Raw genomic sequence first — 24,856 nt, 5'->3', positions numbered from 1 at the left:
ATGAAACGATATGGTTACGCGATTGTGGCATTACTGGCTATGGGCTGCTGCGCTATCGCCGGTTACTTTTTATTTTTCAAACCGCAAATCCCGGAGTGCCGGGCGGTTGAACACGTGACAGACAACATTGCCGGCCGCAGCGTTGAACGCATTGTTCTGATAAACGTGATTCCTGATGGCCCGCGGCGCATTAACATATTGTTGAACGGCAGAGTCTATGACGGTAAGGATCACTATGTAGTCTCGCGCACTCTGGTTATGGATTATCGGCGGCAGGGCAATAACTATACGCTGTGGGTGAAGGAAAATATCAAGAAACCGCATGACTCGATAAGGCTTGAGGATTTTAATCGGCGGTTGCCGGTGAAGGGAATGCAACTACACTGGCGCATTGAACGGCTAGATACCCAGCGCTTTCTGTTCGCAGATAATCATGCACCGCTATTTGTGTGTACCACCTCTTAAGAAAACCCCCCTTGGCTAAACCAAGGGGGCTGAATATTACCTGGCCTGGTGGGATAACGCTTGCAATATCAACGCTAGTTTTTATCGATATAATTATAAATGCACGGGCTGTCGCCTTCCCGTGGGCAGAAGGTCAGTAACTCGGTGTCTTTCTGTGAAGCTTCGTCGCGGATGTTGTCGTAGTAATACACGTCTGCTTTACTTCGGCAGTTAAAACCGGCGCGCTGGATAAACTGCCTGATTTGAGGCAGGTTGCCGCTGCCTGAACTCATGCTGTAAATCTGGCAACGCTGGTAATCGCCTAAAGGATACATGCTGATGCGGGTGGCATTCTGATAAAGCACGATAGCGGCAAACGGCACCAGGCAGGCAAAGAACGCCATGGCCAGATGCCTGAATGAGCGCGTGGCGCTATTATTTTTCTCAGTTAAATCTATCGGATTACCCAATGCAGCATCCTCTGCAAGATTATTTATATCTCTCTTTTCTCCTCCTTTACTATTTATTTCTTGAATGATATCAGCGGTAAATTTAAAGCCCTGCCGTGGATAGGTGACAATCAGCGTTTCTTCACCGAACTGCGCCAGCGACTTACGTAGTCCTGAAACATAGTTATTCAGGTTGTTGTTCGAAGCTTTAAGGCCATGTTCAACCCAGACATCATTAAGCAGTCTTTCACGCATTAACAATACATTATTGTTACGGATGAACAGTGATAACAGCCTGGCACTGGGTCTAAGTAAGACTATTTTTGTCGCCGCATTATCAATATGCGACAGCGTATTCTCTACTTCATCATAGAGAACGTTGTTATTTATATGGAAAATCATTTTTTCAACCTGTCAACTTACCTGTCGAGAGATGATTCTGAGACCTGTCTGTCTTTTTTTCAATCCTTCGTAATATTGGTCAATAGGATTTTTCCCTGTCTTTGTATAATTATCGTAATTAGACCTTATGTTTACAAGTATTAAAAAATAATTAGCCTTATTTAATTTCTATTTTTTGGTATTTAAATCTATTTAATGTGTATTTTTCATGTATAAATCCTGTGTTTTTGTCTTTTTGCGATATAACGTTTTATTTTTGATCTGGGTGGGGTAAATTTGTTGCCACTGATACGGAACGCTGAAAGGCAGGTATCAGCGAAAGAATCTGCGCCCAATAATAAAGCGGCGCGTTAAACATCAAGAGTGAATTGTTGATCTAATTGACGTCAATGAGTACCTCTTTCTTACTAAGGAATGTAAGGGATTTAATATGAAACTGAACAAAATCATGATGGCAGCAGTATTGGCTTTCGGCGTAACTTCTGTGGCTCACGCAGCGGATCAGGGCCACGGTACCGTGACCTTTAAAGGCGCGATCATTGACGCTCCTTGTTCCATTACCCCAGAAACCGTAGACCAGACCGTTAACCTGGGCCAGGTTTCTAACGTGGCGCTGAAAGACGGCGGCCAGTCTACGCCTAAGAACTTCGTGATTAAGCTGGAAAACTGTGAGCTGACGGATACCTCGCCTGGTAAAAACAATACCGTTTCTATCAAATTTACCGGTGCTTCTTCGGTAGAGGACGACAAACTGCTGGGCATTACCGGTACCGCTAAAGGCGCCGGCATCGCCATCACCGACGGTTCCGGTAAGCTGATTGAACTGGGTAAAGCAACAGCGGCGCAAACCTTGCAGAACGGCAACAACACCCTGAACTTCTCTGCCTATCTGCAGGGCAGTAAGGCTTCTACCGCTGTCATCACCCCGGGCGACTTCCAGTCCGTGGCTGACTTCACCCTGGCTTACCAGTAAGCCCGGCTGTTTTCCTTAATTTAGCATGCGGGCTTGCCCGCATGCTTTTCAGGAATACCCGGAGACGGAAAAGTTTGTGAATAGGGAATATTCTATGAGCCATTTTCATGCAAAATTAATGCTTCCTTGCATATTAGCCTCATTGCTAATGGCAAATGACTCTCAGGCCGCTTATTCCTCTCAGGGATGGGGGCGAGTCAATATGCAAGGAGCCATTATTGATACCGCCTGCGCCATCGCCACTGAAAGTCAAGAACAGGTGATCGAGATGGAGACGGTACCGGTCGCGGATATCGTTCGGGATGGGAAAGGAATATCCAAGGGTTTTTCTATTGAGTTAACTAACTGTGTATTGTCTCGTACTGAAAAAAAACTAAGTGACTGGCAACACTTTCAAATGACATTTGATGGTGACAATGATGATGGGTTATTCGGCGTTGACGGTGAAGCGAAGGGTGTTGGTCTGCAGATAGCCGATGCTTACGGAAATGTTGCCAGGCCCGGTAGTCCGTTGCCCACTGGAGAAATAGAGCCGGGAAGTATGCGTCTTAATTATGAGATGCGTTTGGTAGCCAATAAAAAAACGCTGCGGCCGGGAGCTTATTACTCTGCGATTCGATTCAAAGTTGACTACTACTGAGGCTGAGCTCTGCCGATAAACACTATTAAATAACAGGGTCGTGGATATGTTTTTTTCTCCTGCATGGAAGCTGTTTCGTCCTCATGCGCTAAGTGTTGGTATATTTCTGGCGTTAGCGCATTTGACGCCAAAGGCAGAAGCTGAGGACGGCATTCAGTTTAATACCGATATTTTGGACGTAAACGATAGAAAAAATATCGACCTGAGCCAGTTTTCACGCAGCGGCTATATTATGCCGGGCGCCTATGCCATGGTGATTCATCTTAATAACAATGAATTGCCGGAACAGAGCGTCAGTTTTTATCCGCCGGATGACGATGCTCAGGGCAGCCAGGCCTGTATTTCGCCGGCGCTGGTGGAACAGCTGGGGCTGAAACCGGATGCGTCGAAAGAATTGCGTTGGTGGCATCAGGATGAGTGTCTGGATATCGCCAGCCTGAAGGGCATGGAGGCGCGCGGCGATTTAGCCACGGCGGCGCTGTATTTGAGCATTCCGCAGGCCTATCTGGAATATTCATCGCCAGACTGGGATCCGCCGTCGCGCTGGGATGAGGGCATTCCGGGCCTGCTGTTTGACTATAACGTTAACGGCCAGACTCAGCGCCAGGAGCGGAGCGGCGGGCAGAGCAACAGCCTGAGCGGCAACGGCACCGCCGGCGCCAATTTCGGCGCCTGGCGATTGCGCGCCGACTGGCAGGGGCAGCTCAATCACCAAACCGGTAGCGGGCAGGGTACCGATCAGCGGCTGGACTGGAGCCGTTACTATGCCTACCGCGCACTGCCGGCGCTGCGTTCGCGGTTGACGCTGGGGGAGGATTACCTCAACTCCGGTCTGTTCGACAGCTTCCGCTTCACCGGTGTCAGCCTGGTGTCTGACGACAACATGCTGCCGCCGAATCTGCGCGGCTATGCGCCGGAAGTGGTCGGGGTGGCGAAAACCAACGCCAAAGTCACCATCAGCCAGCAGGGGCGGGTGATATATGAGACTCAAGTGGCGGCGGGGCCGTTCCGCATCCAGGACATCAGCGAGGCGGTCTCCGGCGAGCTGGACGTGAAGGTGGAAGAGCAGGACGGCAGCGTGCAGGCGTTCAAGATGAACACCGCCAGCATCCCGTACCTGACGCGCCCTGGCTCCTGGCGCTTCAAAATGGCTGCGGGCAAGCCTTCGGACTGGCAGCAACGCAGCAATGGGCCGCTGTTTGGCACCGGCGAGTTTTCCTGGGGGGTGAGCAACGGTTGGTCGCTGTACGGCGGCGGTCTGTTCGGCGGCGACTACAACGCGGCTTCGCTGGGTATCGGCCGCGATCTGATGGCGCTGGGGGCGCTGTCGCTCGACGCTACCCAGTCGCGGGCGCGGTTGCCGCAGCAGGACGGCACGCTGAGCGGCGGCTCATACCGCCTGAGCTATTCGAAGACCTTTGACGAGACCGACAGCCAGGTGACGTTCGCCGGCTACCGCTTCTCGGAGCAGGACTTTATGAGCATGAGCGAATATCTGGACGCCCGCTACTCCGGTGGCCGGGTGGGCAACAACAAGGAGATGTACACCATCACCTTTAACCAGCAGTTCCGGGATATCGGCCTGAGCCTGTATCTGAACTATGACCACCAGACCTATTGGGATCGGCCGGCCAACGATCGCTACAACCTGACGCTGTCGCGCTATTTCGATATCGGCCGGTTTAAAAACCTGAGCCTGTCATTGACCGGTTATCGCAATAAGTATGAAAACACCAACGATGACGGCATGCATCTGTCGCTGTCGATGCCGTGGGGGCAGGGGGGCAACCTGAGCTACAACGCCTCGGCAAACCGCAACGACAGCAGCCAGCGGGTGGGATATTACGACAGGTTGGATGAGCACAGCAACTACCAGCTGAGCGTCGGCAGTGCCAGGAATGGCGCCAATCTGAGCGGCTATTACAACCGTGAGGGCGATATGGCCCAGTTGAGCGCCAACGCCAGCTATCAGCAGGGCAGTTACAGCGCGCTGGGCTTCAGCGCCCAGGGCGGTGCCACCCTGACCGCAGAGGGCGGCGCGCTGCACCGTATCGGCATGCCGGGCAGTACCCGGCTATTGCTGGATACCGGCGGCGTGGCTGAGGTGCCGGTGCGTGGCTATGGCAGTACGGTTGACACTAACCGCTGGGGCAAGGCGGTGGTGACGGACGTTAACAGCTACTACCGCAACAAGGCCAGCATCGATCTGAACCAACTGGGGGATAACGCCGAGGCCACCAAATCGGTAGTGCAGGCGACCCTGACCGAAGGCGCGATCGGCTACCGCAAGTTTGACGTGATCGCCGGGGAGAAGGCGATGGCGGTTATCCGCCTGGCGGACGGCAGCACGCCGCCGTTCGGCGCTACGGTGATGAACGCCAACAAGCAGGATACAGGGATAGTGAACGACGGCGGCAGCGTCTACCTGAGTGGCATCCGACCAGGTGAAAGCATGACGGTGCACTGGAACGGCGCGGCGCAGTGCGCCATCAGCCTGCCGCAAACCTTGCCGGCTGACATGATGAGCAACCTGCTGCTGCCGTGTCGGGCATTGCTGGCCAATGAGCCAGAAGCGTAATGAGCACGAACACCCTATTTGAATCTGTAAGAGTGATAAACGTATGAAAAAGAACTTTGCAATGAACAAACCGCATCTGATGGCTACCTTGTTGCTGGGCTCGCTGCTGGCGCCACAGGTGCAGGCCGCTATCGCGCTGGATCGCACCCGGGTGATCTTCGACGGTAGCGAAAAATCCGTCAGCCTGAACATCAGCAACCAGAACAAACAGCTGCCGTACCTGGCGCAGGGCTGGCTGGAGGACGAAAAGGGCAACAAGATTCAGAGCCCGCTGGCGGTGCTGCCGCCGGTACAACGCGTGGAGCCGGGTAAGCCGAGCCAGGTGAAGATCCAGGCGCTGCCGGCGACCAAACAGCTGCCGCAGGACAGGGAATCGCTCTATTACTTCAACCTGCGCGAGATCCCGCCGAAGAGCGACAAGCCGAACACGCTGCAGATTGCGTTGCAGACGCGTATCAAGCTGTTCTATCGCCCGGCGGCGATTGCGCCGAAGCAGAATGCCGCGCCCTGGCAGGAACAGCTGACGCTGACCAAGCAGGGCGACAAGTACGTGGTGAATAACCCGACGCCTTACTACGTAACTATCGTGGACGCGGGCGCCAAAAAGGGCATAGCGGGTGTGAAAGACTTTGAACCGCTGATGGTGCCGCCGAAGGGCAGTGCGGCATTGGGTGCCAGCGCCGCCGCATTGGGCGCCGGTCCGGTGCTGACTTACATCAACGACTACGGTGGCCGGCCGCAACTGACGTTCAACTGCAGTAGCGCCACTTGCCAGGTAGTACCGGAAAAGAGCAAGTCGTAATGCTATCGGCTGCGGCGGGGAATCGGGAGGAATAAGATGCAATGGATGAGCAACAAACTGAAAAAACACCTGCCGGAGCGCCAGGATTTGCGCTATTACGGGTCCCTGGGCGGGTTGGCGCTGATGGTGCCGCTGACTTTAGGCGCCATGCTGTGGCTAATGCCGGCCGCGCAAGGGCAAGTCGCGGACAACTGGTACACCGACGGCGCCAATGGCGTATTGCAGGTGCGCGGAGCGTTAACGGAGAGCGCCTGTCGGCTGGAGATGGAAAGTGCGTGGCAAGACATCAGCCTGGGGGAGATCGGCACTGGGCGTCTGCAGAATATCGGTGACCGTGGCGCGCCGGTAGCCTTTGAGTTACAGCTGAAAGACTGCTTGCGCAGTCTGGCCGGTAGCCGGGATTCACGCACCGGCGCCTTAACCTGGGCCGAAAATCAGCCGGCGGTAACGGTGGCTTTCCGCGCGGTGCAGGATGCGGACAATCCGCGACTGGTTAAGGTGCAGGGCGTTGCCGGCCTGGGGTTGCGTCTTGAAGACGGCCGTGGTCAGGACGTGCGGCTGGGCGGCCGCGGCGAGCCGCTGCTATTGACGCCGGGGCAGAATACCTTGAGCTATAGCGTGGTGCCGGAGCGCACGGCGGCCCCTCTGGCGGCCGGAGCCTATCGCGCCACGGTGGATTTTAGCCTGAGCTATGATTGAGGAATCAAGGAACATGACGCATAAATTTAAGGCCGGTTGTTTCACCTCTTGGCGTAATGCGGCGATGTTTCTCCTTTGTGTGGGGATATCGCCACTGACCGGCGCGACCACCGTGACGGTCAGCGTTACGGTGCAGGTACCGCCGCCTTGTGTGATCAACGGCAATCGCACCATCGAAGTGGACTTCGGCGAGATCCTGACGGTTAGCGTGAATGGCAGCAATTATAAGAAAAAAGTGGATTATACACTGGAGTGTTCAGGTAGTAAGTCCAATGCTTTGCAGATGAAGATCCAGGGTAATGCGACCTCCTTTGATCCCACTGCGTTGCAGACTAACATCAGTGACTTCGGCGTGGCGTTACACGCCGATGGGCAGCCGCTTAATATTAATAGTTGGCTGAAGTTCACCTATTCGGATAATCAAACGCCATTATTAGAGGCGGTACCGGTAAAAAAAACGGGTAAGACGTTGCCCGGCGGCGCCTTTACTGCCGGCGCCACTCTGCTGGTGGCTTATCAATGAGGAAGGCGGCGATGAAAAAGCTTGGCATGGTTTGCCTTATCCTGTTGGGTATCACAGCTCAAGGGGCGACGGCGGACAACATGAGTTTTAAGGGAACACTGCGAGAGGATGTGCCCTGCGAGTTCAACGGCGGGCAGCCGATAAACGTCAATTTTGAGACGGTTGGTGTCAATAAAATAGATGGCGAGCGCTACAAAAAGTCATTTGCTGTTGATATAACCTGCCCCTCGGGTTTCGACGTTCCCTTTAAAATCAGCTACGTCGGTAATCCGAGTGATTTCGATGCCTCAGCGCTGGCGACCAATATTAACGGGTTGGGGATTAAGGCACAGTACCAGGTTAATAATGGATTCTCCGATCTTGCTGTCGGTGGCTATATGGGCGGTGTTGGCAGCGTTAAGCGTCATGTGAAAGTGGTGCCGGTTAAGAGCCCCAATGCGGTTTTAACGCCGGGTATGTTTAATGCGAATGCCTCGCTTCGTCTTGAATATTATTAAATCGAATTCACGGTGAATAATAAAAGACATCCATACTATTAACCAGGAGATGGGATGAAAAAGACTTTGCTGCCGCTGGCATTATTGTGTATTAGCCATGCCTGCTGGAGCGCGGCGCCCACGTTAGCCGTCAACTATAGCGGCGAACTGGTAGCGGAGCCCTGCGTTATTGCTCCCGGGGAAGAAAATATTGAGCTGGATTTTGGCACGGTGATCGATAAATATCTCTATCTCAACCAACGCACGCCAGGGAAAGAGTTTGTTCTGCAACTAATGGAATGCGATCTCAGCCTTGGCGAAACGGTAAGCGTCTCTTTCAGCGGCACGGAAAGTGCTGCACTGCCGGGGCTGCTGGCCATCAATAGCGGTGGCGCGAGCGGAATTGCTATTGGTCTGGAAAATACTGCCGGAGAATTGTTGCCCCTGAATAAACTTACCGGTAAGCAGCGGTTGCAGGCGGGAAGCAACAGAATCACGCTTAAAGCCTATGTGCGTGGTGAGCCTGAGGCGATAAAAAATAATACTATCAGCAGAGGCGTTTTTAGCGCTGTGGCAACGTTTTTACTGCACTATGATTGAAATCTATTGTAAGGGTGAAAGTTTATTATTTTAATGTTAGATAATTCGTCATTGGCTGATAACCTTATTCCCGGTTAGTTATTGAAAAGTAAGTAAGGAAAAAAGATGGGTGGTATTATATTGAGTTGCCTGAAACGGGTGGTTTTTTTTCTTCAATTATGTCGATGTTGGTATTTATGCCTGCTGCATATTCTTCTCCTTGGGAGATAGAACCAGAAATTGAACCAGCGATATCAGGCCTTTGGAAGATTAGAGCCAAGATAACGTCATGGGATATTTATAACACGACACCTAATCCACTTTACAATTGTAACGGTAACGCCTGTTATGTTTATATTATCCATCGTAGTGTCTGGGGACTTTCAACTCCCCCTCAGATGTCTATATATGTGCCCGAAGCTCGGGGGATTAAAACGCTAGGGGAGTTGGGCGATTATCTCAGACGACGAGGTGATCTTAATTGGACATATGTCCATAATTTAAAGGGGGGTGACACCTCTATGTCATGTGTCTTTCTTGGATATCCTAATCAGGGCCAGGGAGGTGCTGCTTATATTCCGATGCCAGGAGGTAAAGATTTTTGTCAGGTTAAAGTCAGCCCAACTTACTGCGGCGTTTATATGCCGAACGCGGAATTGCGGCATGGTTCACTCAGTTCGGATAAGGTCAACGGGAATATTGCCAGAACTTCATTATATGTGCAATGCACCGGTAATCTTCAAGCGCGGCTCATGTCGGCAGATCATTCCAGCAACATTTTTTTCAAAGGGGTTGGCGGTTTTCGCAGCGAGCTGAAATTAGACGGCACTGGTTTAGGTGAGGGGAAAGTTGTTAACGTTACACCCGCGGGCGTGTCATTGACCTTAACCTCTACGCTGGCAGGTTATGACGGCAGTATCGGTACATTCCGGGGGTCAAAAACTATAATAATTGTTTTACCATAGTTGATATTCTTCTTATTTCAGATGAGAGGAATTCTGTGGTTGTTTAAAAAATTAGATTAATAAATATATTCGTGATGGATATGTTTTAGGCATTTTTTAAAACGGGGTTTGTGCTTTTTATAATGATGGGATATAACCATTCATTTCCATTGTCACATTTCTAGAATAAAAACTGCTTGAGTAATCGATGTTCTCCATAGCCGCGTATCCATAGGATGGATGTTAACCGGGGTGATAAGAATGAATAGTATTAATATCGTTATCGACGATGAGAACCGTTATTTCGCTGAAGGCCTGCGGCTCAGCATTGAAAAATATGCGAAGAAAAACAATAAAACCGTCTGCTTTTTACCTCCGGGTGTTGTTGAGCCGCCTGATATGGTGCTTGCTTCCTCTCGGCGGCGCGCCCAGCGTTGGGGGAGATGCGCACCGCAGGTGATCACCGTTAAAGAAAGACCCATTTTAAAGGTGAAAGATGTAGCACGTGTGCTGTATCGCACGGACGATCAGATCAAGCTGTTTGAGTTGCTGAATGAGGCATTGTCTGGTTCTGTCTCTGTGCTTACCAAACGTCAGCCACTGACTCAGCGCGAACGGCAGGTCGTGAACTATCTCCGCTGCGGGTTCGATCAGTCGCAAACCGCCAGGCTGTTAGGCGTCAGCGTAAAAACCGTGCACAGCCATAAACGATCGGTCATGAGCAAGTTGATGTTAAACCGGAATCATGAGTTTATTTATTGGCTATTGTCCGAAGAGGGAGAATATTCTTAACCTTGATGAGGGATATTCTAATTCTTATTTTTTGTTATTCTGACGTCTCATGTTATTTTCAATTTTAATGAAATAGCTATGTGTTTTTAAATATATTAATGGCGTGAATATTAAATTTTAAAAGATAGTTCACAAGCACGTCGCACAGGTTGTGAAAGAAAATACTACAGGTTTATTAATGGCTATTTATCGATGAGCGGGGGTTAACCCTGCTTTTTTTGGCTCATAACGCGCTATGGCTTATGAGTTATGAAAAACTATTTATCAAGTGAATATTATATTTTGTGTGGTGCCGAGATGTACCCAGGGAAGGTAAAGTGGATCTTTTTTATCTGGCGATTTTTTTGTTTTTTCTGAGTTTATATGCGTTTTTCAAACACGATCAGCGCATGAAGAAAAGGCGATTGGCGATAGGTGGAAGAGGGCATTAGCCGCAACAGGAAACCGGTACAGGGTCTGCCGCACAGAGAAATAAATACAAACGGGTAATTCAATAAACAAGGAGAAGGACATGATGAGAAAAAAAATCGCATTACTGGGTTGCACACTGCTGATGTGTTCGCAGCTGGCTCAGGCCAAGCTGGTGATTGAAGGCGGTCTCAATGGCAATACCGGCAGCGGCGGCGGAACTTCCGTTGACGTGAGCATTAACGGCAGCACTAACGGCAACAACGGCACCGGTGTAAACGTTGGCGGTTCGCAAAAGCCGGATTCTAGCGCCAGCCAACTGCAAAAAGACATTTACGCGTCAATTTGCGCCAGCCCGTTTATGAAAAAATACGCTTCGATTTGCCAGTGAGCACCTCGGTGAAAGAAAAGCAAAAACCCAGCCATAGGCTGGGTTCTCTAAATAGGGGGCCCGGACTCGGACAACCGGCGCTGGCTGGCCCGCAGGGTGAGGCCCTTGGCCGAATAATCGAACGCAGTTCGATGGAGAGTCCGTACCTCAGAAAGCGAAAAACCCGCCATAGGCGGGTTCTTCTGAAGATGGTGCCCGGACTCGGACAACCGGCGCTGGCGCCGCGTTGAACAGCGCTTTAGCGCTGGCCCGCAGGGTGAGGCCTTTGGCCGAATAATCGAACGCAGTTCGATGGAGAGTCCGTACTCCAGAAAGCGAAAAACCCAGCCATAGGCGGGTTTTTCTGAATAGGGTGCCCGGACTCGGACAACCGGCGCTGGCGCCGCGTTGAACAGCGCTTTAGCGCTGGCCCGCAGGGTGAGGCCCTTGGCCGAATAATCGAACGCAGTTCGATGGAGAGTCCAGTCCCTGAAAAGCAAAAACCCAGCCATAGGCTGGGTTCTCTAAATATGGTGCCGGACTCGGAATCGATGCTTACTATTAACTTATTGATGTATATGTATTATTTTTAATTTGGTGATTTTTGTACCCTCATTTGTACCCTCGGTCCGTTTGCATTGATTCTGGTGACTCGAATTTGGGTTCAGGTACGAGGTGGTAAGGTTGCAGGAAAATAGCGGGCAACTATTTCGTTCATCTTATCAATCAAATCAGAGCGTTTAAAGATAATATGCCCAGTGCCTTTCTGGAAGTAACGTATCTCAACATACTCGTCTTCGTAAACGGAAGCGTGCTGTTTGCAGATATGAGCATCCAGCCTGACGGAAAGATCGTTGCGATTCTCCGGAACAGGTTTACCATCCAGCAGATTAAGCATACGATCTAAATCCGCTAACTGCTCACGTCTGCGCCCATGACGGAAGTGAAATCCCCAACGGTCATATTGTACCAGACCATCAACGATGATCTTCTTCCCGAACTTGCAGGGGCTGTTGCTCTTGTAATCCCAGCTTAGTCCCTTAAACACGTTAATGATCCCCCGCTCGAACACCTCCGCTTTACTCTGATGTAGCTGCTCGAAGGTGCTGAGAATATTCTCTTCACTTACAGCGGGAATATCGTCCTTTTCCAGGCTGTTTGAACCGTACCGGGTTTCTTGGAGACTAAACTCTCAGTGAAAGGAGACCCAAAATGAAATCACCATCCGCCAAACGCTATCCCCCTGAACTGCGTGAGCGCGCTGTCAGAATGTTGTTGGAACACCGTAATGAGTATGACTCTGAGCCGGATGCCATTCGTGCCATATCGTCAAAAATCGGGTGCCATTACGACACCTTACGAGCCTGGTTGCGCCAGCATAAAAATGATGCCAGTGGTGGTGTCAGCCCCGTCAACACTGATGATGGCGGACTGAGCACCAATGAGCGCCAGCGTTTAAAAGAACTGGAGCGTGAAAATCGGGAGCTACGCCGCAGCAATGATATATTGCGCCAGGCCTCAGCTTATTTTGCCCAGGCGGAGCTCGACCGCCACTGGAAAAAATAATGCCACTTATGCAGTGTCTGAGTGGTACACACGGGGTCGGGCCGGTATGTCGCGAACTGGATATTGCCCCGTCGACATATTACTGGCATCAGCAACGCCGGCTGTATCCTGAGAAATGTAGCCAACGAGAAAAGTGCGATGCTCAAATCAGCCAGGAGATAAAACGCGTTTACGAAGAAAATTACAGTGTCTATGGAGCACGAAAAGTCTGGCGTCAGTTGCTCCGCGAGGGCTTTAGCGTTGCCCGGTGTACTGTTGAACGCCTGATGAAAATAATAGGTCTTCGGGGCGTACTCCGTGGCAAAGTCATCAAGACCACGATCGGTCGCAAAACAGCGGCAGCAGCGGATCTGGTAAACCGCCAGTTCGTGGCAGAACGTCCCAATCAGCTTTGGTGTGCAGATTTTACGTACGTTAGCACCTGGCAGGGCTTCGCCTATGTGGCGTTCATAATCGATGTGTTCGCGGGCACGATCGTTGGCTGGCGGGTCTCATCGTCGATGGAAGCAAGGTTCGTGCTAGATGCTCTGGAACAAGCTCTGTGGGCACGTCGCCCCTCAGGTACAATCCATCACTCGGACAAGGGCTCCCAATACGTGTCACTGGCGTACACCCAGCGGCTGCAGGAGGCGGAGCTGTTGGCGTCGACAGGCAGCACAGGCGACTCTTACGATAATGCCCTGGCCGAGAGTATCAATGGCCTTTACAAAGCGGAAGTGATCCACCGTAAGAGCTGGAAAAACCACGCGGAAGTGGAGCTTGCGACACTGGCGTGGGTGGACTGGTTCAACAATAGAAGGTTACTGGAACGGCTAGGACACATACCGCCGGTAGAAGCTGAAAATGCCTATTATGCTTCCAGTACAAATAATGGTCTGGCAGCCTGAGCTTCCGGACTAAAAACTCTCCAAAAAAACCGGGGCGGTTCACTATTTCACGCACCCGGTTGCTCAGTTTTTCCTGCAGGGCGTGGATCAACGCTTCCTGTTCGGCCAGGCGCTGTTTCAGCAGAAGGATGTCGTCAGAAGAGGTGTCCACGCCGGGCTCATACTGGGTGCTAGGTTATTGGCCCGACAGAACCGTTGCCAGTCGTCGCTGCCGTACTGGCTGCCCTGGTCTGAGTGCACGATGACTTCGCTGTCCGGTTTACGTCGCCAGACCGCCATCATCAGCGCATCCAATGCCAGTTCGCGTGAGAGGGTCGGCTTCATCGACCAACCCACCACGTTACGGGCAAAGAGGTCGATAACCACCGCCAGATACAACCATCCCTGCCAGGTCCGGATATAAGTGATGTCGGTGACCCAGACCTGATTGGCCCGAACAACGGTAAACTGCCGCTGTACGCGATTGGGCGCTATCAGTGACGGTCGTCCTCGGGTTCCGCGTGGCACTTTATAACCATGTATAGCCTGAATCTTGTTTTTCCTCATGATTTTGGCAACCCGGTTTCTGCTGCACACTTCGCCAATTTCGCGAAGATCGCCATGAACCCTGCGATAACCGTAAACTCCACCACTCAGCGCATAGGCGTCGCGGATGAGTTCCAGCAGTCGCTGGTTATCCTTTTCTCCGGCGGATACAGGGTTATGGAGCCAGACATAAAATCCGGCACGGGCAACCTTAAGGACCCGACACATCGTAACAATCGACCAGATTTCACGGTGATCGTTGATAAAGCGATACTTCAGTCGGGCTCCCTTGCAAAGTACCGCGCTGCCTTTTTCAGAATATCCCGCTCTTCCTCAGCGCGTTTAAGCTGTGCTTTCAGCCTGAGAATTTCTGTTCTGGCATCAAGTAAATCCTGTGCCTGCTGTCCACTGTTGTCAGGCTTAACAGCCCGGAGCCATTTATAAAGGCTGTGCGCCGACACGCCGAGCCGTTCAGATACTTCAGCGATGGAATAGCCCCACTCGGTGATCTGGCGGACGGCCTCTTCCTTAAATTCAGGGGTAAAACGTGGCGTGCCCATAGACTCCTCCTATGCTCAAACTATAGGGCAGATTTGTCTACGGGCTCGGGGGCACTCCAGTCTTTTATTTCACCCATGAAATACCTCAATTAGTAAATGGGGATGGGATGACCGCCTAACAACTTAAAGCCACCATACAATTGCAGGGAGGTATTTCCTGTCAATTGACGCTAACTGCGGGTGATTATGCATCCAGCGTTTAACATGAGCTCTCGACTACAATCCGCTCATTCCTTTCACCCTTGACAGTCACCCTCTATCGTTAACAAGCTATAACTGCATGTTCTTCGACAGGCACGGCGCGGCTTGGTTTTCTCAGCAACTTCCAGGTCGTGCCACCCAATGGCAGCCAAGGCCATAATTATTGTCCGCTCCGCAGGCGTTCACCTCACAGGTTTTGGTTGCCACCCAATGGCTGCTCATTTCAGACAGAGGGTGCGGGGGTTATCTTTACATCATCTTTACCGACGTGCGGATACCCACGCATTGAAATGAGCGGCCACCCAAATAATGGTGACCTTCAGCTTAACCAGCTAACGGGCGTTGGCACACATATCGTGGGCTGAAGGTCGCCACTCAAGAATGGCAGCATCTGGGTTAACGTAACTCTTCTCGGGGTTCGGATATAAGGGCGATCAGGTGCTGCCAACCCATCGATGGTGACGTCTGGATAATTTGCAGGGTTCTTATTCGTCGTGCCCGTCCCGGTCCTGCAGCCTGGACGTTGCCGCCCCTATTGACACCGCTCAACTTCCTTTTTTACTTTTCGGCTGCTTGCATAAGCATGATAAGCATGGCGTGGCGTTATTCACGAGATTGGTGACGCTGCGCCACCCAATGGCAGGGCTTGTCAGTAACGACCTCAGCGCTCAAAAACATACTGACGTTGCCCTGCCACCAAACAATGGCGACGTTCGGTCAATTCGCAAGGCAAATGCGCCGAGTCGTTAACCTCTTGCGCACCGAGCGTTGCCACCCAATGAATAGTGGATAATGACGTGATTCATGAAAAAGTACTTTTCTCGTACCCTACCTTGATACGGGAGGGAATGATCGCAAATGGGCAATATTTACCTGATGCAATGATGTATGGCATTGTTCTCAATAAATGCCATACAATCGTAATTACTGCTGGCTTTATCACCGCTATTGACAAATTGGGCTTATATTGGAATGAGATTGATATCAAGTTAAATGATGTGTCAATACTTTCTCCCAGTAATCAGCAAAAAGGCAGTGCCAACATTCTACTTGCTCATCCCGCATCGAAAACTCAACAGATAGCCATTGTGTCATTTCGCCTGCGAGAAATTAGACTAACGAGCTCAGATTTATATACGGTAGTGGTTTCACTACACGGCAGTGATTCTGACGGCAACAAGGGCAATTTGCTGGACACGAAAGAATGTGGGTTCTTTGTTGTCGGAGAAGATGATAATGGGTGAGGTATTCCAACTAGTACAGAAAACAACCGCAATTGCAAATTCCCCTCTCCCCCATCATACTACCAAGCAAGGCGGTGGCGGTGGCGGTGGAGGCGATAACATGATTGGAAGAATTCAGAAACTCGAAGATGACGTACAAAGCATGAAAACTGACCTTGCCGTCATAAAGTCAAATTATGCAACAAAAGCAGATGTAAGCGATGCTAAAACGAGCATAATTCTTTGGGTTATCGGTGCTGTGGTTTTCTGCTGTGGTTTTCGCGCAACTAATCCCTGTGATTCCAGAAATCATAAAAATCTTCACTGAGTAAGCATTTAACCCGGCCATTAGTGAACTGCACCCCAAAATCCTGAGCCATACAGAAACAGAATTTCGGCATGACCTACACTCCCTGAACGGAGGTGGTGCCGATGACAAAATAACGATTCACCGAAGAGCAGATTGAAGCCGGCCGAACTGGGTACGTCGGTGCCTGAGATCTGCCGTAAGTTGGGCATTTCTGATGCCACGTTCTATACGTAGCGCAAGAAATACAGTGGTATTTCGCCCTCTGAGTTGAAGCACATGCGCCAGCTGGAAGAGGAAAACCTGCGGCTGAAGAAACTGGTGGTCGATCTGAGCCTCGACAAGGCGATGCTGCAGGACGTGCTGGCAAAAAAGACCTGACGCTGGCACGGCTGCACGAATGGGGCCGGGACCTGCAGGCACGTTATGGGGCCAGCGAAAGGCAGGTCTGTTTTGCGCTGCGGGTTAGTCGCAGCTCGTTTCGCTATCGCTCCGTGGCGGCCGATGACAGTGCGCTGCGCCTGCGTATCCGTGAGATCACAGAAACCCGCGTGCATTACGGATACCGGCGGGTTCACATCTTACTCAGGCGGGAAGGCTGTCAGGATAACCATAAACGTATTTACCGTCTTTACCGTGAACAGGGACTGTCCCTACGTCTCAAAAGACCGCATCGCAACAAATCAGCAGCGCCACCAGCCACAGCCTCAGGGCTGTATCCGAACCATGTCTGGGAATCTGTGTTGGGCAGAATCTGTGCTCAACGGAAGTCGTTGAAATGCTGAATAGCATCACCCTCAGTCGCTCGCTTCCCCGGTTGCTGAAAATGGATAATGGCTCTGAATTTGCGGGGGAAATGCTGGATAAGTGGGTGTATGAGCGTGGGATCCGTATTGATTTTTCCCGGCCGGGAACACCAACAGATAATGCCACAGTGGAGTCATTCAACGGAGTGCCCCCACAGCGTTTGTTGCTGCGGATCGATCGCTATTTTGGCGGCGATCGCCGGTTTGATCTGCGTTTCAATCAACTGCAAAAATGCATCAGCGCCTCCTCCGGCCCGCAGCGGTTTCTTCATGCTTGCCGGCAGAGGGAGCGTATAGTCGTAGGCGCGGCCGGCGGCATCGATGCGCAGGTCGTTGTCATAGCCGATCATGACCAGCACCGGCGGCCGCTTCGCCGCCGCCAGTTTTGCCAGCAGGGCAGCCTTCAGCTCCATCAGCACCGCATTGCCGTCGAGGAAATAAATCGTTGGATAGCCTTCAGGTACAGGGGCCTGGCGCGGCTGGGCGATGCGGTGGTTGAGGCTGGATTACCAGTCAAAAGTGCAGTAGGTCGCCATCCGCATCCAGGTACAGGATGTGGATGCCATAGCGTTGCATCAGCGTGATGACCAGACGGCGACAGGCTCCTGAGAGCCCAGTCGCTTTCAGATGCAGCTCCGGGTGGTACCGGGCATTGAGCCGGAGCAGATAGCCGTAGCCGGTATCGTGTATCCAGTCGCAGTGACCGCATTCAGTGGCGGGTGATGATGCTTGCGCCAGTATCAGGCTGTCCTCCAGGGTAATATGCGCGGTACTGCAGCATATGCCCGGCAGGCATACCGAAGGGGCCTGCGGCGCCAGTTCCCCCGACGAGCTGGTGGCAGAGGTTAATGTCATGGTTTTGGTTGTCCTGCTGAGTGTGGGTTACCAGTCAAAAATGGCAAAGTCGGGTAGCAGTTCACCAAAGGCATCCAGATGAATAATACCAACGGCGTAGCGACGCATAAGCGTCACCACTAACCGGCGGCAGGCTTTCGACAGGCCGAGGCGTTTGAGGCGTAAGACCGGATACGACCACGCTTCCAGGCGGAGCAGATAGCCGGATCCCGAAAAATGAATCCATTCCGACTCGCCAAAATCCTGCTCCTGATGCGACAGTGAATACAGCAGCGAATTGTCTTCTGCCGTGATGTGCGCGGTACTGCAGCAGATCCCCGGCAATGACGTAAAGGGAGGAAGCGTCGATTCAATGATGACCTTACCCGGTTCATCAGCGATCTGCAGCGTACAGCCGTTGTCACAGACCACATTGATCAGGTCAGCCAGTTCAATCCCGTCGATATCTACGGCGATCCGGCCCATGTTGAGTGCCAGTACGTTGATGCTATCGGCTTTAACCGTCAGGGATAACTTCATTACTGCACCTCGCGATATTTGCCTGTGGTGATGTCGGTCACCACTTTGTACCCGCTGCGGGTCATCAGCCCGGTGGCTTTCCGAGCCCGGAGAATATCGATACTGCTGATAAGCGGTGACTGTGCTTCCGCGCTAAAACCATGGCGATCGGTACGCACTAGGTCATATTTTTCCACGATAAAGTTCACCGCGTCGTACAGTGAGATCCCGGAGTTGATGTGGCCCTCGATCACGCCGTCGTTGCCAAACGGCGTATCGTTGAGCGTCAGGCCGTAGTGTCTATCCAGCAGGTGGCTCAGGAGGCGCTGCCAGATCTCTACCGGTGACGGACGCGGATAAGCCTCCCGCATTGAGGATAGTGGTTGGGTTTGTATTGGTTAATAAGGCAGCGCCAGCCGTTACGACAACGGGGACTGCCGCTTGGTGGTATCGCCTGTACCAGACGACGGTGTGATGGAGGGGAGTTAGCTTCTGGCTGACGACTGTCCGCTGATGATGAGGGTATTGTTGCTGCCTTCCAGACCCACCGCGTTTTGGGCATTCCGGATATCTGCTGGCGTGAGCCGTGGCGAGACGGGCAGGAGTGATTTTCCCCGATTATCAATACGCTCCAGGTCGCAGTATTCAGCAACCTCGTTCAGGGCATCAATTCATTCCTGAATGGCATCGTCATCGCCAAACGGCGTGTCGTTGAGGGTAATGCCGTAGTGACGATCCAGCAGATATGTCAGGAGGCGCTGCCACACGTAAATCGGTGATTTATGGGTTAACCGCTCAATCTCTGCGGCCCGTTTTGCGGAGACAGGATAAATTCTCATCGTTGGGTTCTCTTTGTGGGTGAGTGGTACTACGGTAAGGTTTATGCGGTTGTTGCTGGCGTCGGGTAAATCGCTATATAGAAGTACCCACAACTGCCGAGGGTATCCGCGTCACAGGTCAGCCCTTTTGCATACAACGTGACGCCGTACGGGCGACGTGGGTCAAGTTCACCGAGGGTCAGCTTCAGCTCAAGCAGCTTAAGCAACAAAGGAAATGCCCGGTCAAGGTGACGTAAATCCTCGTCACTGAAGGTGCCGGTGATGCTGGCGCGTTCAGCCAGGTAATGCAGGTGGTTCCCCTCCTGGACCAGGCGTGCGCCAAAACACGGGGTGATGTTGCGCTGCAGGCCCCAGCGCGACGCGTCCATATTGTCATTTGTGGCAGGGATATCAGGCATGGTTAAACCTCGCTAAAAAGTGGATTGAGAATGGGTTAACGGTGACGGGGTCAGCCGAAGCGCTGACCGGATCCGGTGAAGGTGTATTGACCGGTACGGATGAGCTGGTCTGTTACGACATCAGAGCTCCGCCATTCGTAATCGCTTTCCAGCCAGCCATATAACCAGCGGGCCAGCTCCCGGATAGCGTCGGTTACCGCGTCTTCACTGTCTGCGGTCATGCACTGCCCGGAGGGGCTGTGACGTTCGACGGTGATGGTCATACCGCTTTCATGGCAGTACCGTCCATAAGGAAATATACCGGCTGCCCGTTGAAGATATTAAACGGGAAAAAGAGGTCATTAATGCGTTAATGGGTCTGGCGGAGAGGTCGGGGATTGACGGTGCCTCCGTCAGAGCCTTTATTCAGGTGCAAATAGACGTCGCGAAAGCGGTGCAGTATCGCTTTCGCGCCGACTGGCTTTCGGCGCCGGAGCCCCACTGGCACACCAGAACGCTTGAGGTAGTCAGGAAAGAAATATCCTCCCTTAATGTTAACATGATGCCTCTTCTCTCTGAGGTCGTTTCAAACGCCAGACTGGATATGACCGCGTTCACCGGGAGCATATCCGCCCCCCACGTCACGGCGGGTGATGCAGAAAAGATTGTGGCAGCGATAAGACGTATCCATAAACGGCACTCTGGCTGAGCCTGAATGCGTTATGTGCAGTGCCCGTCAACTGGTTCAGCAGGTGATGGACACTGCGCGGGGGTATGTTCCGTGGTCATGACAGCGACGCTGTCTTTTCAGGGACATCTACACCACCTGACAACGAGTCATTTTTCATCTGGCGCATAAACAATGTACAGACAAGGGGTGCTGTTTTGAAAGACCGATGCGACGATGCAATTCATGACAGGGCTGTAATCTATCTGATAAATCTGGTCGCCAAGCTGAGTATCAATAGGAAGCGGGATTTCGTTCTGAAGAGTGTTAGATGTTAAATTAACCACCTGAATAGCTCTATCCCGGGCCAGATACATCAGTTGTTTTTTTTGATTAATGATGGGAGAGAATGCATAAGCACCATGCTCCAGGTCAAACTGGCCAAGAGGGTTGTGAGATTGTGAGTCGAATAATTGTATTGTACTGACGTGTTCTGATGATTCTGGTTTGGAAAAGTCTATGAGGACATACAAAGTATCCCTAGAGTCGTCAATGGCCAACCCCATAATTTGCATAATCCAGTCAGGCTTTGGTATCAGTGGAATGGAATCAATAAAACTGTCAGTTGTGTCATCATAGCAGAGGATAGCGCCAGATGTTGTTTGCATCTGATCGGCAATATATAATCTCCTGTATTTACTTATGGCTGCATTAACATTTTGAATATTGTTTACTCTGTCATCGACATAAATCGTTTTTTTATACTCTTTGCTTTTTGCATTGATCACCACATAACCACTTCGGAACCTGTTTATGCTTGCACCAAAATAAACCTCTTCATTATTATAGTCATACATTGATGTACAGAACGACGTTTTAAGTTTTACGTCATCAGGTAGCTGAATTTCTGTTTCACTGGAAAATCCACGGCCACTCAGAGAGGAATAAGTAATATAGCCATTAAAGTCTGAATCGCCAATGTCATAATAGGGATAGGAGCCATTAAAAGAGATACTGAACTCACCCTGACAGCATATTGTATTAATCGTTCGGTTTTCAGTGTATTGGTGATGAACTATTTTGTTAACTTTATCTCCGGATAACAAGTCAATAATGGCCACATCTGTATAAAAGGGAGTGGATGTGTTATCAGTGTCGGCACCTGGAATGTAAAAAGCATTTTGTAGTACAGATACAGAGCCGCCTTTAATTCCTTCAGAATAGAACTGCGCAGGTAAATTTATAGGGCCGTTTATTTTTGACATGAAAAACCTCGTGTAAATTTAATAAAAATTAACGCACTATCCATATTTTTACTTTATAAGTATCAAAACGGGAGAGAGAGGAGTCAACCATACCGAGGATTTTTAAAATAGGTTGTTGACCCAGGTCATTCTCTTTCGTACGTGGCAGCACGCCATGGTTACATAGGCGTAACCTTCATACCTGTAACCTGCTGCTCCCCATACCTGTGCTGACAGAGCATGGCTGGGGTGATATTACCAGACAATGTCAGTCGAACGTGGCCAACGGTGACCTCACAGTGCTGACCTGTATCTTGCGGTGGTATTTGTGCTGAGATTGCCGGGGCAACAGCTAGTGCAGATCTGGAATATTCAGTTGTCATGACCGGAATGACGTTGTCATTGATAATGGTATGTGAGCCGAGAGCCTCAATGACAGGGTCGCCAATCAGGTGTCGATAGTGCTGAACAGCAAGGTTGCCATTAATGCTATTTTTGCGGGCAAGTGTTCATTATCGACATTCTTACATCTTTTTCGCCCAGTTCACGATCGGCAAAGATGCCCTTTTCATCCGGGGAACTGACGCTGCTGCTGCAACTGCAACTGGCGGCTGCCGTGGAGCCGGGTAACGCAAACAGCAGGGCGAAAGCGATGCGGGTGACTTCAGTGAACGGTGAACATGGTGCCATGACAATCTCCCTTTATTCAGTGCCAGTATCCGGTATGTGTCCTGACGGGAGGCCGCTGGCGTCAACCCTGTCTGTTTACGGTTTGTTGATATGTCTGGACAGTGATCTTTCCCCGTTGTTAAGCCTTCCGCCAAGCATAAAGCTGATCGGTTGTCCGTGAGGATTCTGAAGGGGGCTGAGAATGGTGGAATTAAGCGTGGGGACAGGGAATCACGAGACGAGTGTAACAACCGGAAAGCGGCAACGTGCCAACCGTGAACAGCGGCAGTTGCAGACGCTGCAGGATATCGGGATTGACGGCGTCGCTGACTTTTCCGAGACTCATCTACACCACCTGACAACGAGTCTCATGTTTCTTCTAGCGCATAAACAATGTACAGACAAGGGGCGCTAATCACCGATGCGACGATGGCCGGGTGCAGACAGTCCCAAGATCTGGTATCCAATATTTTTATGCGGTTTCACGAACTGAAAAATAATCATGATTACGCAGGGGTATGATGGATGTATCGCAATGCGCTGTGGGAGAAATCCGTAATGATAGAATCACAGCACCTTGACAAGTGCTATCTCCCTTGTCCATACATTTTGATAAATAGTCATCCTGGTATGGAGTACACAATGAAAACTGGTGCTAAAGGCCTTAATCTGATGAAGCATGTTGATTTTGTGTGGGCAGGGCTCCCATCCCGTCAACTGAAAGTGCAATCGATTGATAGCTGACGTCAATCAGGTATGGTGGCGTGTTTTTACAGAAGAATCATGAATTGTTTTTTATTCTCCTGTGAAAAATTGTTTGTTGTTTTTTTAGTCGGTGTTTTTTGTAACCTGAGAAGGAATGATATCATGGCTATTACCGCAGACGAAATCGCAGTGCAGTATCCAATCCCAACCTATAGGTTTGTTGTCACTCTGGGTGATGATAAAGTTCCTTTTACCAGTGCCTCTGGACTGGATATTAATTATGACACTATCGAATACCGGGATGGGGCAGGTAACTGGTTCAAAATGCCTGGCCAGCGACAGGCCACCAGTATTACTCTCAGTAAAGGAGTTTTCCCCGGTGAAAATGCACTTTACGCTTGGATTAACTCCATTCAGCTTAATCAGGTCGATAAAAAAGATATTATCATTAGCCTGACTAATGATGCGGGAACGGAAGTGCTTATGAGTTGGAATATTAGTAATGCTTTTCCCACGTCACTCTCGTCACCTTCTTTCGATGCCTCAAGCAATGAGATTGCCGTACAGCAGATCACCCTGATGGCTGACCGTGTGAGTATTCAGGTAGCCTGAGTACTGACTCACCCTGAATCACAAGCTTCACTTATCAGCCATATGCAGACTGGTGTAAATCAGGGGCGGTAGCGTGGGCGATTTCCCCAATGTGAATGCATGACATGTCCCGACAAAGGGTAATCCTGAGATGACAGTAAATGTAAACTATCCTGGCGTTTATATATCAGAATCAGATAGAAGTGGTGTATTTGTCTCTCAGGGTAACATTATAATACCGTTGTTTATTAGTTTCGGTTCGAGGTATCCCTCAAATAAAGGTATTCTTTGTTTTGATAATCGTCAGGAGTTAGATAACTATGGTGTGCATTATGGGTATGCGTACTATAACTCTCTGTCTGCATGGTTTGCTGCAGGCGGAGGAAAATGTTATCTGGCTCAGACTGGGGACATTGAAACGGCCGTGCAAAAATACGATGAGATTAATCTCATTGTCTCTGCGGGTTTTGCAGGGTATCAAAGTTATAATCATGATATGGACAGCCAAGCTGCTGTGATTACTGCTGTCGATAATCTGGCAGCTTCCGGTAAACCTGTATTTGCGTTACTTGATGGTCCTCAGCGGGTAATAACGTCCTCTGATTCTGCTGAAGTCATTATGAAGGATTTTAGCGCAACCCCTCATGCTGCTGTTTTTTATCCATGGTGTCGCTCTGATTCTGTAGAGTTTCTTGCACCGAGTATCGTTGTTGCGCTTGCGATAGTGAAAAATGACAGTATCCGTGGCGTCTGGAAAGCGCCGTGTAATATTGCTATCAACGGCATTACCTCGATTTATTCTGTCACTGATGAGCTGCAGGGGAAATTTAATCAGGGCAAAGTGCTGAATATGCTCCGGACGTTCCCCGACACGGGTACCGTGCTGTGGGGTGCACGTACCTTAGAAGACAGTGATAACTGGCGCTATATCCCGGTACGTCGGTTATTTAATATGGTGGATACAGATATCAAAAAACTGCTCCGCAAACTGATATCCGAGCCAAACAGTCAGCCTACCTGGCAGCGGGCAAAATCGATCGTGGATAATTATCTTCACCGTTTGTGGCAGCAGGGGGCTCTGGTGGGGAATACGCCGGAGTACGCATGGTTTACCGCCATTGGTAAGGACACCACCATGACGGATGATGATATTTATCAAGGGAAATTGGTTATCAAAATCGGCCTGGCCGCAGTGCGTCCTGCTGAATTTATTATTCTGCAGGTCAGTCAGGATATCTCTCAGTACATATAGGGTTC

General features: G+C 50.8%; 26 protein-coding genes, 4 pseudogenes and 1 other annotated feature. Of the genes and pseudogenes, 18 read left to right on the top strand and 12 right to left on the bottom strand.

Annotation, left to right across the window (positions count from 1 at the left end; all coding sequences use genetic code 11):
* Window positions 1-465: a hypothetical protein gene (locus ACMGGK_RS22425; protein ID WP_164053966.1), complete on the top strand. Its 465-nt coding sequence runs from the start codon at window positions 1-3 to the stop codon at window positions 463-465.
* A gap of 74 nt (window positions 466-539) precedes the next feature.
* On the opposite strand, the gene ACMGGK_RS22420 is transcribed toward ACMGGK_RS22425, so the two are convergent.
* The gene (locus ACMGGK_RS22420; protein ID WP_049299762.1) at window positions 540-1,295 is read right to left on the bottom strand and encodes a winged helix-turn-helix domain-containing protein; all 756 of its coding nucleotides are present in this window, start codon (window positions 1,293-1,295) and stop codon (window positions 540-542) included.
* Window positions 1,296-1,725: 430 nt separating this feature from the next.
* On the opposite strand from ACMGGK_RS22420, the gene ACMGGK_RS22415 reads away from it, so the two are divergent.
* From ACMGGK_RS22415 to ACMGGK_RS22365, 11 genes are all read left to right on the top strand, one after another.
* Window positions 1,726-2,268 carry a fimbrial protein gene (locus ACMGGK_RS22415; protein WP_049299761.1) on the top strand — a complete coding sequence of 181 codons (543 nt, stop codon included), beginning with the start codon at window positions 1,726-1,728 and terminating at the stop codon, window positions 2,266-2,268.
* A 94-nt stretch (window positions 2,269-2,362) separates the two neighbouring features.
* A complete protein-coding gene (locus ACMGGK_RS22410; protein ID WP_049299760.1) occupies window positions 2,363-2,908 on the top strand; it encodes a fimbrial protein in 546 nt (181 codons plus the stop codon).
* 46 nt (window positions 2,909-2,954) lie between these two features.
* Entirely contained in the window at window positions 2,955-5,486 is a 2,532-nt protein-coding gene (locus tag ACMGGK_RS22405) for an outer membrane usher protein (protein ID WP_164053114.1), read from the top strand.
* 43 nt (window positions 5,487-5,529) lie between these two features.
* On the top strand, window positions 5,530-6,288 hold the full coding sequence (locus ACMGGK_RS22400; RefSeq protein ID WP_164053116.1) for a fimbria/pilus periplasmic chaperone: 759 nt from the start codon (window positions 5,530-5,532) through the stop codon (window positions 6,286-6,288).
* A gap of 36 nt (window positions 6,289-6,324) precedes the next feature.
* A complete protein-coding gene (locus ACMGGK_RS22395) occupies window positions 6,325-6,987 on the top strand; it encodes a fimbrial protein (RefSeq protein WP_049299757.1) in 663 nt (220 codons plus the stop codon).
* 13 nt (window positions 6,988-7,000) lie between these two features.
* A complete protein-coding gene (locus ACMGGK_RS22390) occupies window positions 7,001-7,510 on the top strand; it encodes a fimbrial protein (RefSeq protein WP_065426406.1) in 510 nt (169 codons plus the stop codon).
* Between the two features lie 11 nt (window positions 7,511-7,521).
* Window positions 7,522-8,007 (top strand): fimbrial protein, encoded by a 486-nt coding sequence (locus ACMGGK_RS22385; protein ID WP_161801396.1) that lies wholly within the window; start codon window positions 7,522-7,524, stop codon window positions 8,005-8,007.
* Between the two features lie 54 nt (window positions 8,008-8,061).
* Window positions 8,062-8,586, top strand: a complete 525-nt coding sequence (locus tag ACMGGK_RS22380; protein ID WP_053090359.1) for a fimbrial protein — start codon at window positions 8,062-8,064, stop codon at window positions 8,584-8,586.
* A 125-nt stretch (window positions 8,587-8,711) separates the two neighbouring features.
* A complete protein-coding gene (locus ACMGGK_RS22375) occupies window positions 8,712-9,530 on the top strand; it encodes a hypothetical protein (protein WP_143779098.1) in 819 nt (272 codons plus the stop codon).
* A gap of 240 nt (window positions 9,531-9,770) precedes the next feature.
* Window positions 9,771-10,301, top strand: coding sequence for a helix-turn-helix transcriptional regulator (locus ACMGGK_RS22370; protein ID WP_049299755.1), 531 nt, complete (start codon window positions 9,771-9,773; stop codon window positions 10,299-10,301).
* A gap of 511 nt (window positions 10,302-10,812) precedes the next feature.
* Entirely contained in the window at window positions 10,813-11,100 is a 288-nt protein-coding gene (locus tag ACMGGK_RS22365; protein WP_049299754.1) for a hypothetical protein, read from the top strand.
* 643 nt (window positions 11,101-11,743) lie between these two features.
* Here ACMGGK_RS22365 and ACMGGK_RS22360 read toward each other — a convergent pair.
* A pseudogene (locus ACMGGK_RS22360) lies at window positions 11,744-12,238 on the bottom strand (DUF4942 domain-containing protein); the annotation flags it as partial.
* Between the two features lie 53 nt (window positions 12,239-12,291).
* Here ACMGGK_RS22360 and ACMGGK_RS22355 point away from each other — a divergent pair.
* Window positions 12,292-13,532, top strand: a protein-coding gene (locus ACMGGK_RS22355) for an IS3 family transposase (RefSeq protein ID WP_420276929.1) whose coding sequence is annotated in 2 segments (ribosomal slippage) — window positions 12,292-12,607 and window positions 12,607-13,532 — 1,242 coding nt in all. Because the reading frame shifts where the segments join, the coding sequence is not laid out codon by codon here.
* Window positions 12,600-12,716, top strand: a sequence feature (AL1L pseudoknot). It overlaps the preceding gene by 117 nt.
* A gap of 43 nt (window positions 13,533-13,575) precedes the next feature.
* On the opposite strand, the pseudogene ACMGGK_RS22350 reads toward ACMGGK_RS22355, so the two are convergent.
* Together ACMGGK_RS22350 and ACMGGK_RS22345 are read right to left on the bottom strand one after the other, a co-directional pair.
* Window positions 13,576-13,683: pseudogene (locus tag ACMGGK_RS22350) on the bottom strand (hypothetical protein); the annotation flags it as partial.
* Window positions 13,656-14,617: pseudogene (locus tag ACMGGK_RS22345) on the bottom strand (IS3 family transposase); the annotation flags it as partial. The pseudogenes ACMGGK_RS22350 and ACMGGK_RS22345, both read right to left, overlap by 28 nt.
* Window positions 14,618-15,615: 998 nt before the next feature.
* Between ACMGGK_RS22345 and ACMGGK_RS22340 the strand changes: the two are divergent.
* From ACMGGK_RS22340 to ACMGGK_RS22330, 3 genes and pseudogenes are all read left to right on the top strand, one after another.
* On the top strand, window positions 15,616-16,062 hold the full coding sequence (locus ACMGGK_RS22340; RefSeq protein ID WP_420277275.1) for a hypothetical protein: 447 nt from the start codon (window positions 15,616-15,618) through the stop codon (window positions 16,060-16,062).
* Window positions 16,055-16,369 (top strand): hypothetical protein, encoded by a 315-nt coding sequence (locus ACMGGK_RS22335; protein WP_420277274.1) that lies wholly within the window; start codon window positions 16,055-16,057, stop codon window positions 16,367-16,369. The genes ACMGGK_RS22340 and ACMGGK_RS22335 overlap by 8 nt, the downstream gene beginning before the upstream one ends.
* Window positions 16,370-16,504: 135 nt before the next feature.
* Window positions 16,505-17,300: pseudogene (locus ACMGGK_RS22330) on the top strand (IS3 family transposase); the annotation flags it as partial.
* Here ACMGGK_RS22330 and ACMGGK_RS22325 read toward each other — a convergent pair.
* From ACMGGK_RS22325 to ACMGGK_RS22290, 8 genes are all read right to left on the bottom strand, one after another.
* The gene (locus tag ACMGGK_RS22325) at window positions 17,289-17,597 is read right to left on the bottom strand and encodes an alpha/beta hydrolase-fold protein (RefSeq protein WP_420277486.1); all 309 of its coding nucleotides are present in this window, start codon (window positions 17,595-17,597) and stop codon (window positions 17,289-17,291) included. The pseudogene ACMGGK_RS22330 and the gene ACMGGK_RS22325 overlap by 12 nt on opposite strands.
* Before the next feature lie 70 nt (window positions 17,598-17,667).
* Window positions 17,668-18,009 (bottom strand): DUF5983 family protein, encoded by a 342-nt coding sequence (locus ACMGGK_RS22320; protein WP_420277273.1) that lies wholly within the window; start codon window positions 18,007-18,009, stop codon window positions 17,668-17,670.
* A 27-nt stretch (window positions 18,010-18,036) separates the two neighbouring features.
* Complete coding sequence (locus ACMGGK_RS22315) at window positions 18,037-18,528, bottom strand: DUF5983 family protein (RefSeq protein WP_420277272.1); 492 nt, start codon at window positions 18,526-18,528, stop codon at window positions 18,037-18,039.
* The gene (locus ACMGGK_RS22310) at window positions 18,528-18,902 is read right to left on the bottom strand and encodes a TA system toxin CbtA family protein (protein ID WP_420277484.1); all 375 of its coding nucleotides are present in this window, start codon (window positions 18,900-18,902) and stop codon (window positions 18,528-18,530) included. Before ACMGGK_RS22310 ends, ACMGGK_RS22315 begins: the two co-directional genes overlap by 1 nt.
* Before the next feature lie 276 nt (window positions 18,903-19,178).
* Window positions 19,179-19,346 carry a TA system toxin CbtA family protein gene (locus ACMGGK_RS22305; protein ID WP_420277271.1) on the bottom strand — a complete coding sequence of 56 codons (168 nt, stop codon included), beginning with the start codon at window positions 19,344-19,346 and terminating at the stop codon, window positions 19,179-19,181.
* A gap of 41 nt (window positions 19,347-19,387) precedes the next feature.
* On the bottom strand, window positions 19,388-19,744 hold the full coding sequence (locus ACMGGK_RS22300) for a type IV toxin-antitoxin system YeeU family antitoxin (RefSeq protein ID WP_420277270.1): 357 nt from the start codon (window positions 19,742-19,744) through the stop codon (window positions 19,388-19,390).
* Window positions 19,745-19,794: 50 nt separating this feature from the next.
* Complete coding sequence (locus tag ACMGGK_RS22295; protein WP_420277269.1) at window positions 19,795-20,007, bottom strand: antitoxin of the YeeV-YeeU toxin-antitoxin system; 213 nt, start codon at window positions 20,005-20,007, stop codon at window positions 19,795-19,797.
* A 553-nt stretch (window positions 20,008-20,560) separates the two neighbouring features.
* Complete coding sequence (locus tag ACMGGK_RS22290) at window positions 20,561-21,655, bottom strand: YncE family protein (RefSeq protein ID WP_420277268.1); 1,095 nt, start codon at window positions 21,653-21,655, stop codon at window positions 20,561-20,563.
* Between the two features lie 1,515 nt (window positions 21,656-23,170).
* On the opposite strand from ACMGGK_RS22290, the gene ACMGGK_RS22285 reads away from it, so the two are divergent.
* The gene (locus tag ACMGGK_RS22285) at window positions 23,171-23,620 is read left to right on the top strand and encodes a phage tail protein (protein ID WP_420277266.1); all 450 of its coding nucleotides are present in this window, start codon (window positions 23,171-23,173) and stop codon (window positions 23,618-23,620) included.
* 130 nt (window positions 23,621-23,750) lie between these two features.
* Window positions 23,751-24,851, top strand: coding sequence for a phage tail sheath family protein (locus ACMGGK_RS22280; RefSeq protein ID WP_420277265.1), 1,101 nt, complete (start codon window positions 23,751-23,753; stop codon window positions 24,849-24,851).
* Window positions 24,852-24,856: the final 5 nt, after the last annotated feature.

The organism is Serratia sp. BNK-33-b, from assembly GCF_048684565.1.
Lineage (GTDB): Bacteria > Pseudomonadota > Gammaproteobacteria > Enterobacterales > Enterobacteriaceae > Serratia > Serratia marcescens.
Note: the sequence above shows the minus strand (reverse complement) of the source record. Positions and strands in the feature narration are given on the sequence as shown.